The sequence below is a fragment of the Microcoleus sp. OTE_8_concoct_300 genome, from assembly GCF_031383065.1.
GTDB lineage: Bacteria > Cyanobacteriota > Cyanobacteriia > Cyanobacteriales > Microcoleaceae > Microcoleus.
The window spans coordinates 1-11,632 of the sequence record NZ_JANMZH010000133.1; the positions used below are offsets into that span (position 1 = coordinate 1).

General features: G+C 43.6%; 15 protein-coding genes. All 15 read left to right on the forward strand.

Features of this window, described 5'->3' with window-relative positions:
* Positions 1-169 precede the first annotated feature (169 nt).
* Entirely contained in the window at positions 170-637 is a 468-nt protein-coding gene (locus ACUVJL_RS06565; RefSeq protein ID WP_445245125.1) for an EF-hand domain-containing protein, read from the forward strand.
* 69 nt (positions 638-706) lie between these two features.
* Positions 707-1,771, forward strand: a complete 1,065-nt coding sequence (locus tag ACUVJL_RS06570; RefSeq protein WP_445245126.1) for a DMT family transporter — start codon at positions 707-709, stop codon at positions 1,769-1,771.
* A 167-nt stretch (positions 1,772-1,938) separates the two neighbouring features.
* Positions 1,939-2,409 carry a hypothetical protein gene (locus ACUVJL_RS06575; RefSeq protein WP_445245127.1) on the forward strand — a complete coding sequence of 157 codons (471 nt, stop codon included), beginning with the start codon at positions 1,939-1,941 and terminating at the stop codon, positions 2,407-2,409.
* A gap of 57 nt (positions 2,410-2,466) precedes the next feature.
* The gene (locus tag ACUVJL_RS06580) at positions 2,467-2,640 is read left to right on the forward strand and encodes a mechanosensitive ion channel domain-containing protein (RefSeq protein WP_445245128.1); all 174 of its coding nucleotides are present in this window, start codon (positions 2,467-2,469) and stop codon (positions 2,638-2,640) included.
* On the forward strand, positions 2,595-2,957 hold the full coding sequence (locus ACUVJL_RS06585) for a hypothetical protein (RefSeq protein WP_445245129.1): 363 nt from the start codon (positions 2,595-2,597) through the stop codon (positions 2,955-2,957). The genes ACUVJL_RS06580 and ACUVJL_RS06585 overlap by 46 nt, the downstream gene beginning before the upstream one ends.
* A gap of 535 nt (positions 2,958-3,492) precedes the next feature.
* A complete protein-coding gene (locus ACUVJL_RS06590; protein WP_445245130.1) occupies positions 3,493-3,675 on the forward strand; it encodes a hypothetical protein in 183 nt (60 codons plus the stop codon).
* 3 nt (positions 3,676-3,678) lie between these two features.
* Positions 3,679-5,502 (forward strand): EF-hand domain-containing protein, encoded by a 1,824-nt coding sequence (locus tag ACUVJL_RS06595; protein WP_445245131.1) that lies wholly within the window; start codon positions 3,679-3,681, stop codon positions 5,500-5,502.
* 316 nt (positions 5,503-5,818) lie between these two features.
* Positions 5,819-6,136, forward strand: a complete 318-nt coding sequence (locus ACUVJL_RS06600; RefSeq protein ID WP_333123190.1) for a hypothetical protein — start codon at positions 5,819-5,821, stop codon at positions 6,134-6,136.
* Between the two features lie 129 nt (positions 6,137-6,265).
* Positions 6,266-8,185, forward strand: coding sequence for a pentapeptide repeat-containing protein (locus ACUVJL_RS06605; RefSeq protein WP_445245132.1), 1,920 nt, complete (start codon positions 6,266-6,268; stop codon positions 8,183-8,185).
* Positions 8,186-8,326: 141 nt separating this feature from the next.
* On the forward strand, positions 8,327-8,509 hold the full coding sequence (locus ACUVJL_RS06610; protein WP_445245133.1) for a hypothetical protein: 183 nt from the start codon (positions 8,327-8,329) through the stop codon (positions 8,507-8,509).
* A 61-nt stretch (positions 8,510-8,570) separates the two neighbouring features.
* Positions 8,571-9,047 carry an urea transporter gene (locus ACUVJL_RS06615; protein ID WP_445245134.1) on the forward strand — a complete coding sequence of 159 codons (477 nt, stop codon included), beginning with the start codon at positions 8,571-8,573 and terminating at the stop codon, positions 9,045-9,047.
* Positions 8,989-9,318, forward strand: a complete 330-nt coding sequence (locus ACUVJL_RS06620; RefSeq protein ID WP_445245135.1) for an EF-hand domain-containing protein — start codon at positions 8,989-8,991, stop codon at positions 9,316-9,318. The genes ACUVJL_RS06615 and ACUVJL_RS06620 overlap by 59 nt, the downstream gene beginning before the upstream one ends.
* Positions 9,318-9,545, forward strand: coding sequence for a hypothetical protein (locus ACUVJL_RS06625; RefSeq protein ID WP_445245136.1), 228 nt, complete (start codon positions 9,318-9,320; stop codon positions 9,543-9,545). The genes ACUVJL_RS06620 and ACUVJL_RS06625 overlap by 1 nt, the downstream gene beginning before the upstream one ends.
* A 40-nt stretch (positions 9,546-9,585) precedes the next feature.
* Positions 9,586-11,058 (forward strand): bifunctional metallophosphatase/5'-nucleotidase, encoded by a 1,473-nt coding sequence (locus ACUVJL_RS06630; protein WP_445245137.1) that lies wholly within the window; start codon positions 9,586-9,588, stop codon positions 11,056-11,058.
* Positions 11,059-11,148: 90 nt separating this feature from the next.
* Positions 11,149-11,502: a nucleoside hydrolase gene (locus tag ACUVJL_RS06635; protein WP_445245138.1), complete on the forward strand. Its 354-nt coding sequence runs from the start codon at positions 11,149-11,151 to the stop codon at positions 11,500-11,502.
* The last annotated feature ends 130 nt before the right edge of the window (positions 11,503-11,632 follow it).

Here is an 11,632-nt window from a genome sequence, read left to right on the forward strand (position 1 = left end):
TGAAATTTTGTGGCGGTTTATCAAATATACATGGCTCGAAATAGATGCCTACTCTAGCTGGCAATCTCTTGTTTCATCTGTAGAAAAAATTCTTAAAGAGTTTGGAGATAATTATGTAATTAATTTTGCTTAACTACTTAATAACTTTCGCCGCCAGCTAGAAGCCGCGATGGTCGGCAAGCGTCGCAATTTCTTCCTAGAGAAAGCTTCTGCATCAATTAAGGGCGACCTCCGCTATCTGTTCGATGCTATTGATACAAATCGCAACGCTGAAATATCCCCAGGGGAATTGGCAATGCATTTGCGCCAAGCAGGTGTGGGTCAGTTTGAAGGCGATCTGGCGTATCTCTTCAAATGTATGGATGTAGACGGCAGTGGTAGTATTGATTTCGAGGAGTTTGGGGAACTAATGCTCCGACACCGATGCTTGATTTCCAAATACACAGAATTCGTCACCTACTTTCTGCCAATAGATGCCAACCAAGACGATTGCATAAGCATTGATGAGATAAAGGTCGTCATGTCGAGCGTAGGTGAAGCGTCCCTGTCAGTTGATGAAATTGCATTCCTGCAAGTGCGGACATCTGGACACCCGATGACCTGGAATCAGTTTATCGAGGTGCTGCTGGTGACTTGAGCCTCGCTTCCGATTTTTAATATTAAGCTCTGGCGGAAGCACAGAGGTTCAATAAACTATAGAAACTAGATGACAAGCATTCGTAAATTCCAGCATACCCAGGGCATTATACTGCTTGTTGCCGTAACCATTTTCTGGGGGACAACCTTCCCTCTGGTTAAGGAAACAATCGTTAGCCTTTCCCCAGGAACGCTGATCGCCATTCGTTGCGCCTTGGCAGGACTAGCTTTTGCTGTGCATTTGCGTGACTTGAATATGCGATCGCTCCGCGATGGGGCAATATTGGGACTGCTGTTCTTTGCCTCTTTAGCAACCCAGGCGATCGCCCTTGAGACTATCTCTGCCAACCGAGCGGCATTCATAGCTAGCCTGAACGTAATTTTAGTCCCCCTCTTGGGACAGCTACTCGGTCAGCGTGTACTCGTGACGACTTTCCTCGCCGCCGGACTTGCTTTGGGTGGTGTTGGGGTAATGTCCTGGGAGGGTGGAGTCTTAAGCGTCGGCGATCTCTGGATGGTAGGTGACGTTCTCTGTTTTACGGCCTACATCATGACGCTTGAAGTCGTCACCCCACGCCACCCACCCTTGTTACTCACCGCAGTCCAAATCTGGATAGTAGGAGTGCTGGCAACCCTCTGGGCAGCCCCTCAACTAATTGGAGAGCTTGAGGCGCTCTCAACGAACTTTAGCAATTTGATTCCGATTGTCTACCTAGCTTTTGTTATGGCCGCCACCACTTGGCTACCAGCGATCGCTCAGAACTCGGTTTCTGCCCAAGAGGCGGCGATCATCTACACCTTCGAGCCTGCGTTTGCAGCAGTATTCTCGTTTTGGCTGCTAGGCGAGAAGCTGGGAGTACGCGGCTGGCTGGGCGCAGGGATGGTTCTAGCTGCAATGATTCTCAGCCAGATTCCCATGAGCAATTTCCCAAGCAAAATCGTACCTCTTTCTCCAGAACAAGTAAAGGATCAAGAAGAGATGAGTGAGTCCTATGAAATGTTGGAGTTAGAGCCTTCAGTGCCATTAGACTTAATTAATAGTGAGTTTTATGAAATGTTGAATTTAGAGCCTTCAGTGCCATTAGACTTAATTAAGGTAGCCACTAAAATAGCAGAGGAGAAAAACGAACAATGATGATGCAATCAAATTTAATCACGAGCGAGGTTTTTAGTTAGATGGAAATCATTTGGAAACAAATTAAGTAAACGCTACTTGATTCACACATAACTGTTGCACACATACCGCTGACTAAAATAGTTCTCGTCGTCGCTATCATCACGCTCACACAACTGTTGAGAGGATTGTTCTTTTCAATTGCCATCAAAAGAATCAAGCATTTTACTAGCGGAACGGACACCACACTAGACGATGAATTAGTCGAGATTCTAGAGCAACCATCAGGGTGGCTAATTTTCATAGCTGGACTTTGGATAGTGCAGGTAATTTTGGCAGAGAATCTCAAGCCTCAAGTGAGCGAGATGCTAGCTAAAATTCTCAGTCTGAGTGCTATTGTTGCCGTTGCATATATTGTTTACCGCGCCTCTCCACTGTTAGGAGAGATACTGAGAAAACTGACGCTGAACACCAAAACCGAACTAGACGACTTGCTCGTACCCTATGTGCCTCGTCTGTTTCAGACTGTAGCACTCGCTGTTGTAGTGTTAAAGGCGAGTGAGTTGTTGTTAGGAGCATCTGCCAATGCGCTCATTGGTCTGTTAGGTGGAGCGGGAATCACGTTCGGTTTATTGCTTAAGGACATTATCTATGACTAGTTTTGTACCATCATTATTTACACGGATAATCTATATCGACCTGGTGACTGGGTGATTGTGGAGGGAATAGATGGTATTGTTCAAGTTTTAGAGATTGGCATCAGAACTACAAAGCTTCGTCTAGCAAAATGGGATTCTATCAAAAAGATACCCAATTCCAAAATGATTACTGGAATAGTCGAGAATTGGTCGCAAAACCCTGGCAGCGAACAGTCATTTGTATTAATTTAATTCTCAAGATTGACGGTATTTCTGCGGCAAAAACAGCTATAATTTGTGAGTCTCTTCGGGAGCTACCTAAGTCTATTAATTCCTTACATGACGAAGGTTTGATTTGGCTGGATCGACTGGAAGAGAATGCCCGTGTTATTAATATTCGAGTATTTAGTAACAATATTGATTTCTACGAAAACAGTTGCGAACAATTAAATATAGAGATATTGTCACTATTAGAAAAAGAGGGGATAAATACCCTGCATCTGGAATTCAGAACATACCTCGGAAGTTATAATCCGACTTTGGAAAGAGCTGGTAAATCAATAAATTGATGTTGTACTTTCCCAGGGATAAGGTCGCGCGATCGCTACCTGCGTTGCCAACGGAAGTATCGATTTCAATGTTCCACTCGCAGGAAGTCAACAAATAAGCAATCCTGTTTGCGAATTGGGCTTACCGCACTATTCATGACGCCATTGTTTCGTATCCGCCTATCATAGCTGCTAACTCTCTGAGTTGGCGAATACAATTGCCCGAGGCCATTAAAATTATTTGTTCAACAGCAGAGTAAGATGGTAAAATAGTTACCGAAGGTTCAACCACCTGCATTAAGTACAAAGACTTTAAAACCAATAAAATTCGACGCTCCTTTAGTTGCCAGTTCCCTGCCGAACTGCTGTCATATTTGCGTGGAATTGGTAAAAGTGAAGCTCCATCTTATTCAACTTTAAAAATTGATTATATGGTGTCCGCTTATTTGTCCAACTACTGTATGTAGGAATGCAAGGATGATAGTTTTAGCTTGCTCCTTCACTGGCGGCGATGAATTGGACAAACTCCATATAAAGGACTGAGGTTAATTTAACCATGGATACTCCGAGAAAAGTTTTAGAGGAATTGCGACGAGTATTTACCAAGATTGCTGGAAAAGACCAACAAATCGATCGCTCAGAGTTTAAGAAAGCTATGGGGCTGAAAGACGAATATTTTGCCGAGCGAATGTTTGCGATGTTTGATAGCGATAAAAGTGGCGTTATTGACATCGAGTAATTTTTGAAAACAGTAGAAGAACTTATCTTTGCAACGGAAGAACAAAAACTGGAATTTGCTTATCAATTGCACGACATAAACGGGGATAGTTCCATCGAAAAAGACGAAGTTTCTCACTTGATTGCTGCTAGCTTGAAGGAAAATAATTTAACCTTTCCGCCGGAACAAGTTATCGGTCTGGTTGACATTTTGTTTTTAGAAGCTGATACCGATAAAAGTGGCGAAATTTCTTTTGAAGAGTTCAAAGGTTTAATCGCAAAGCATCCGGATCTGCTTGAGGCGATGGCAGTTAGCCCCGTTAGCTGGTTAAAACCTCGCCAGCCAGACGACGCCATAGCAGTTGCGCCCACAGAGAAAAGGTCGCGAAAGTCGTACATCAAGCATTACATTCAAAACAACTGGGTCAAGATCGCTTTTTTGTCCCTCTATCTTATTGCCAATCTGGTTCTTTTCTTTGGGGCGGTCGATCGATATGCAAGTCAAGGCGCAAATGTGTACGTTCAAATTGCGCGGGGATGTGGCGCAGCGCTCAACTTCAACGGGGCATTGATCCTAATTCCCATGTTGCGGCATTTTATGACTTGGCTTCGCAAAACAAGCATCAACAACTATCTGCCGATAGATGAGGGCATCGAGTTTCACAAGCTCGTGGGTCAATTCATGTTTGCCTTTGCGATCGTCCATACGATCGCGCATTTCCTCAATTACACCACATTGCCCGTTCCCTTTGCACAAAGTCTTTTTGCAACGAAGGCTGGCTTGTCAGGATTTTTATTACTGCTAGTTTTTGCAGTTATGTGGGTGACAGCCCAAGCTCCAATCCGCAAAGGCGGAAAATTTGCGCTTTTCTATACAGCTCATATGTTGTACGTCGGGTGGTTTGCCCTGGCGTTAGTTCACGGACCAGTTTTTTGGCAGTGGGTGTTGTTACCTGTTGTGGGATTTGCGATCGAACTGGTTATTCGCCGGCAGAATACAAAAGAGCCTGCCTATGTAGTTAATGCCTCTTTACTCCCCTCCAAAGTTCTAGGTTTGGAAATTGCACGTCCGAAATCTTTCCACTATCAACCAGGGGACTACGTGTTTGTTAAATGTCCCAGTCTCTCCAAATATGAATGGCATCCATTCACAATTAGTAGCGCCCCCGAAATGCAGGATGTCTTATCCGTACACATACGCTCTGCAGGCAGTTGGACTGGAAAATTATATCAACTTTTCCGAGAACAGCACGAGCAATGGATACGGTCAGGTAACTCTAAATACGAGCCGGGAGTGCTTGTCCATTTAGATGGACCCTATGGGACACCAAGTACCCATATCTTTGAATCTAAGTACGCTATTCTCATCGGTGCGGGTATTGGCGTAACTCCATTTGCCTCTATTCTCAAAAGTATGCTGTACCGAAGCCAACACGGTTCTTCAGGAATGCGTTTGCAAAAGGTACATTTTTACTGGCTCAACCGAGAGCAAAAAGCGTTTGAATGGTTTGTTGAACTTTTATCCAGAATCGAAGCCCAAGACACTAACAACCTATTTGACATTAATTTGTATCTGACAGGTGCCCAGCAAAAGTCGGATATGAAATCCAGCACCCTATTTGTGGCAATGGATTTGATGCATTCTCAGACGCAGGTTGATTTGATTACAGGTTTAAAGAGCCGTACACAAACTGGTCGTCCAGACTGGGAAGAGATTTTCCGCGATGTAGCACAGCAACACGCGCCCAATAAAGTTGACGTATATTTCTGCGGCCCTCCTGGACTCTCGCTACAATTGAGAAATCTCTGCCATAAATACGGGTTTGGCTATAGGAAAGAAAATTTCTAGCAAAACTTCTGGCAATTGATTTACGATCTTCAGCGAGAGTCATAAGTTTAGGACTTAAGCTGTTGCGGCATTTAAATTGTATGTCAAAAAAAATCAAAGTCTTGTGGGGTGGGCGTCCCGCCCGCCCTGAATATACAATTTAAATGCACGACAGCTTACACATAAACCGGGGTTCTTTGACGTAAAATCGGCTTTCTGGCTATTTCTCCCCGTCGAAAAACCCGGTTTATTTGAACTTTTGCCTAATTCCTGGACTTGCTCTCCGCCATCTCCCAAAAAACCTTACTTGAATATCGAAAAACGAGGAAAATATCCAATGAAGTTAGACAAGTTTATCCTGGCCCAAAATATGGCATTTCTGATATCAATTCCACCGGAAAGCAACCTGGCAAAATTGCTCTCCTTTTGCTTGGTGACAAAGGTTAGAAAAAAGATGACCGGAACAGAACTCTTAAAAATAACCTCTGAGCTAATGGAAAACCCATCTAATTTGCCCTATTGGACTCAAGAGGTGATGGGACTCGATTTAGATTACAGCAGTGAAGAGTGGAAAGCTTTAGGAGAAATGGGCATAAACGATGCAGGAGAGTTTATGGCTATGGTGTCTCAAGAACTGGAAAATTTGAGTTTGTAATATCTGACCCAGGCCTGAGCAAAAAAACTCTCTTCCAACACTCTATCAAAAGGATTCATCAGAGCCGGATAGTTAAAAAACCCTGTCTAAAGACAAGGGAGCGTCAACTTTCAAGAGAGAAACAAAAATATGTCTTTAAATGTGGAACTTTTAGAGCAAAGTTTCGAGAAAATCAAACCTCGTGCTGATGAATTTGCCGCTACCTTCTACGAAAAATTGTTTACAACTCACCCAGAGTTGAAACCCCTGTTTGCCAAAACTGATATGGCAAAGCAACAGAAAAAGCTCATAAGTGCTCTGGTTTTAGTAGTAGAAAATCTCCGCTCTCCAGAGGCTTTAGGGCCAGTTCTCAAGGCCTTGGGAGGCAGACACATCGGTTATGGAGTAATTCCCAAATATTACCGTCCAGTTGGAGAAGCACTACTAAGTGCTTTTGAGCAGTCTCTCCAGCAAGATTGGACAACCGAAGTCAAGCTGGCGTGGACAGATGCCTACACAGCAATTACTGGTTTGATGTTAAAAGGCGCAGGTGTAGAAACTATACCTGAAGAAGTTCAATTAGAAACAGAGATAATCCCCGAAAAAACGGTAAGTATAGCAGTTAATCACCAACTAGAATCAGTTCCCGAAAAAGAGCCAAAATTAGCCGTAGAGGTACTGCAAAGCAGTTTCGATAAAATCAAACCTCGTGCTGATGAATTTGCCGCTAGCTTCTACGACAACCTCTTCATCGCTCACCCAGAATTTAAACCGCTGTTTGCCAATATCGATCTAGAAAAGCAACAAAAAAAGCTCATAAATGCTTTAGTATTGGTAGTAGAAAATCTGCGCTCTCCAGCAGCTTTAGGGCCAGTTCTCAAGGCCTTGGGAGGCAGACACATCGGCTATGGAGTAATTCCAAAATATTATGGTCCAGTTGGAGACGCACTGCTGATGTCTTTTGAGCAGTATCTCCAAGAAGATTGGACTCCCGAAGTAAAGCTGGCATGGACAAATGCCTACAGAGCAATTACTGGTTTGATGTTAAAAGACGCAGGTGCAGATTCTTCACCAAAGGTTGTCGCAGATCAAAAAGAGGTCACCCACCATCAGCCACAAGAATCACAGACACAATTACTGAACGAATCTAAGCCGATCGCGCCACCAACCGAGAACCAGAAAAAGCCTTTAGTATTAATTCAGTTGGATGGTGAAATTATCCAAAAAACGCTCTCGAAAATAACTGATAGTTATCAGAAATTTCAAGGTCAATCATTCATTCAGCGATTGGGTGAAGTTCTCAAAGGAATTTTAGAAAAATTCATTGATAATTTTTGGGCACAACCTGCCTGGTTAGTTGCTAGTGTTTCAGCCGTTCTGTTCATCATAATTTATGTGGCGGCAGACGATAATTCTCTGGTTGGAGAGATTGTGCAGAGTGTTGATGCTCTTAGTATGGTCGTTGCTTTAATTTTATTCATTAAGGAAGCTCCCGATCGCCGGAAGCAATTTCATTACCAAGCTTGGAGTATAGTTGATGCAGCACACGGCGTAAAAGTTAGCTATGCAAGAATTCTGGCACTCCAAGATTTGAATGAAGATGGTGTTTCGCTCAGAGGTTTAGATGCTATTGGTGCAGAGTTAGCAGCTATTAATCTCTCTCGGGCTAATCTAAGTGAAACCAAATTGAGTGAATCCGACCTCAGTAATGCCAATCTGAGCCATGCTAACCTCAATAATGCTAACCTCAGTCAGGCTAAATTGAGTGGTGCTAATCTCAGTGATGCCAACCTGAGTTTTGCTCGCTTGAGTCAGGTTAATCTCAGTAGTGCCAACCTCAGCGGCGCTAATTTAATTTGTGCGGACTTGAGTAACGCAAATATGAGCGGCGTCAATTTGACGAATGCTAGTTTGAGTGGTGCTAACCTGAATAGTGCCTACCTAATTGGTGCAAATCTAAAAGGTGCTAAAGTTAGCATTTCTGACTTGAGTGGTGCTTTACTCACAGGTGCTATTATGCCTGATGGCTCGAAGTATAAGTCTCTGGAAGATGGGGTCACAAATAAATAAATTGAGACCAACTTTTTTATGACTTTGAGGTCTGCTTTTCTACTAAAAGGGTGAGAACCCCTTGGGGAGAAAAGCTTTGGCTTACTGAAATGCGATCGCTACTAATGGTGAGAGATTACTCTTTAATTTCTGAGACATACAATGTCCCCTGAAGAAGTTGTTCCCTTGCTAAATGAACTGGTAACAGGCTTTGATGAAATGACAGAAAAATACGGTATGTCTGCGATCGCTGCCCTGTCCTATGGTATGGTTTCTCTTGCGTTATCTGTAATTTGGGTGGAAGTTGGCAAATTTAAAGATTACGCCTTAAACCGCTCCATTTAGGCGAAAAACCCATTTAATTTATTTGCTCAAAACCGGCAAACCCATAAGCAACGCTCATTCTATGGCCACCACAACCGACGACCATTACCCTTACAGTATTGCTAGTCGTCCTAGCCGTTGCCATCTGTACCCCGATTGGGGCAGCGGTGGGATTTCTGGGTTGCGCCATGTACCTGCTAGCGGCTTTGCTTTGCTGCTGGGAGCCAAGCCGGATGAACTGTATACGGGTTTGTGGGGCTACAATGCAGCTCTCACCGCGACGGCAATTGGAGGAGTGTTTTACACGCCAAACCGTCTCAGCATTTCGATTAATCTGATCTGTGCTTTCTTGGCATCGATCGCCAGCATTCTCTTAGCACCCCTGTTCTCGCTGCTGAAGCTACCCCTTCTGTCCGTGCCTTTTTCCCTTGTGACGATTGGGTGCTGTCTGATGAAGGCAGCGATCGCTGCCTTCACTCGTACCCGTGGTGCTGCATACAGTGGCGAGTCCAGAGGAACATCGACAGCGGTTCCGTGCAGCCAAGGAAACTATTGCTAGCTTCCGGGAACAACTCAGAGTCGCACTTCAGGGGCAGCAACGCCATATCTTGTTTGAGCAGGCAACTCCTGCGATTAAAGGCGATTTGCGCTACATCTTCGATGCAATCGATCGCGATCGCAGTGGGTTCCTCTCAACCCAGGAGCTTGCAACTCACTTGCATCAGGCAGGAAAAGTCCTCTCTGAGGGTGAACTTACCTATCTGTTCAACTGCATGGATAGAGAAGAGATGGCAGTGGTGCGATCGACTTTGAGGAATTTCGCGAATTAATGTTGCGCCATCAACGGTTAATGTCGAGATATACAGAATTTGTCACCTATTTCCTACCGATTGATGTCGATGCAGATGATACCATCAGTATGCAGGAGATGAATACGGCACTACGCAGTTTGAGAGAGCCACCTCTATCTGAGGATGAAATCACATTCTTACAAGAGCAAACAGGAGGCCAGTCATTAACCTGGAATCGCTTTATTGAAGTGCTGCTCATGACTTAAACCAAGATTACTAAACAATTCAATTCAGAGGTAAAAGACTATGACGACTACAGAGCGGTTTAAAAAGTTCACTATTTTGCATTCCAATGATATGCATGGAGACTTTCTGGCCGAAGCTACGGGACTCGCCGAAGGTCATGTGATTGGTGGAATGGCCTTACTTTCCGGCTATATCAATAAAGTTCGCCAGGAGGAGAAAAACGTGCTTTTTGTCATTTCTGGTGATATGCTTCAAGGCTCTACGATTGATTCGGAACATAAAGGTCTTTCAACCATAGAAATTATGAATTACCTGGCTCCTGACGTAGTGACCTTGGGGAACCACGAATTAGATTATGGGTTGCCTCACTTACTTTTCCTGGAAAAAATGGCCAATTTTCCGATCGTGAATGCCAACTTGTATATCAAAAAGTATAACAAACGCTTGATGGATCCCTATATCATCCTCAATGTAGATGGATTCGATATTATGTTCATCGGGATTATTACTGAAGAAGCTCTTAGGACATTAAAACGCGATCAAAGTATTGGTACATTCATAAGTCTTGAAGATGCCGCCTCAGAAGTGGGTAAAATTTGTAACGCCTACAAAAATGAGGACATTGACCTAACAGTCCTCATGACACACATCGGTTTTGAAGAGGATAAAAAACTAGCAGCATTGCTAGATCCGGAATGGGGTGTGGATGTGATTATTGGCGGACACTCCCATACATTTTTAGAACAACCAGCCCAAGTTAACAATATTCTGATCGCCCAAGCCGGAGTAGGCACAGACCAAATTGGACGTTTCGATATTGTAGTGGATGACGATACTAATAGCATTGTTGAATGGAAGTGGCAGCTATTACCTGTAGATAATAATCTCGCCGGGCCAGATCCAGAAATCGAAAAGCTGATCGCTACCTTCAAAGAAGGCGTAGATCGTAAGTACAATCGACTGATTGGACGATTAGCACGTAAACTGACCCATCCTAAGCGTGAAGAAGAAACAGAATTGGGGAACTTATTCGCTGATATTTTTGCCCAATTAGATTGCTTAGATGTAGTTTTTGTTGCCAGTGGTTCAATCCGGGGAAAGCAATTAGGGCCTCTAGTTACATTGAACGATCTGCAAACAGTTTTCCCTTACGAAGATACTCTCTATAAATTTAGAATTACTGGGGTACATCTGGTCAAGATATTTACACATATCATGAGGCCGGAAAACAGAATAGCTGGTCAAAGTGAGTATTTTCAGGTGAACAAGGGTATTAAGGCAGTTTACAGTGATGTCCTGCATAGGCTTGAATCTTTAAGCATTAATGGACAATCCATACAAGACGATAATCAATACACAATCTGTATGGATGGCTATCGCTACCAAAATTCCGAGCCGAATCTAGGTATAACACATCAAGAATTAGGAACCCCAAAGGTAATCACAACATCTAGAAAGGATGTCATTGAAGAATACTTGAGTCATCATCAAAATCTTGACAGCCATATCGAAGGAAGATTGGTCTACAAGTAGAGACTTTTTAAACACTTGGCGCAGCAGGTAAAACCTGCTGCGCCACAATTTGTATCGGCTTCGGATAAATTTAATGACTCAGTAATTAACATGATAGCCCTTCCAAATCAGCCCGTTCCAGTAATAGTAGATACAGACGGTGGTGTTGATGATGCCTTGGCTCTGATTATGGCATTGAATTCACCTCAATTAGACCTGAAAGCCGTCACCGTTGTCGCTGGCAATATTAACGTCGAGCAGGCCGCTAATAATGTGTTGCGCGTCATCAGTATTTTGGAGCCAGATACTTCGCCCATTGTTGCCAAAGGCTGTGAAAAGCCACTGCTGAAACCTCCCTTCAATGCCGCAGGAATTCATGGCGCAGATGGTTTGGGTGAGTTGGATAAATTTAAGGAAGCGGATGGTACACCTCGCTATCCCAAACTTACTACTAACGGGACTTAAACAAAAAATACGGTAAAAATACGTTATAATGCTTGCATAGCAAGCATATAACGTTAAAGAATGACCAATGAAAGAGACAACCCCTGCCGCGATGCCCCCCTGCTTCGATAGATGGTGTCAAAGATTTGAC

Coding starts and splice junctions, on each gene's coding strand:
- ACUVJL_RS06625 (WP_445245136.1), top strand. CDS start 9,318: ATGTTGCGCCATCAACGGTTAATGTCGAGATATACAGAATTTGTCACC.
- ACUVJL_RS06590 (WP_445245130.1), top strand. CDS start 3,493: ATGGATACTCCGAGAAAAGTTTTAGAGGAATTGCGACGAGTATTTACC.
- ACUVJL_RS06615 (WP_445245134.1), top strand. CDS start 8,571: ATGGCCACCACAACCGACGACCATTACCCTTACAGTATTGCTAGTCGT.
- ACUVJL_RS06600 (WP_333123190.1), top strand. CDS start 5,819: ATGAAGTTAGACAAGTTTATCCTGGCCCAAAATATGGCATTTCTGATA.
- ACUVJL_RS06605 (WP_445245132.1), top strand. CDS start 6,266: ATGTCTTTAAATGTGGAACTTTTAGAGCAAAGTTTCGAGAAAATCAAA.
- ACUVJL_RS06570 (WP_445245126.1), top strand. CDS start 707: ATGACAAGCATTCGTAAATTCCAGCATACCCAGGGCATTATACTGCTT.
- ACUVJL_RS06610 (WP_445245133.1), top strand. CDS start 8,327: ATGTCCCCTGAAGAAGTTGTTCCCTTGCTAAATGAACTGGTAACAGGC.
- ACUVJL_RS06635 (WP_445245138.1), top strand. CDS start 11,149: ATGATAGCCCTTCCAAATCAGCCCGTTCCAGTAATAGTAGATACAGAC.
- ACUVJL_RS06565 (WP_445245125.1), top strand. CDS start 170: ATGGTCGGCAAGCGTCGCAATTTCTTCCTAGAGAAAGCTTCTGCATCA.
- ACUVJL_RS06630 (WP_445245137.1), top strand. CDS start 9,586: ATGACGACTACAGAGCGGTTTAAAAAGTTCACTATTTTGCATTCCAAT.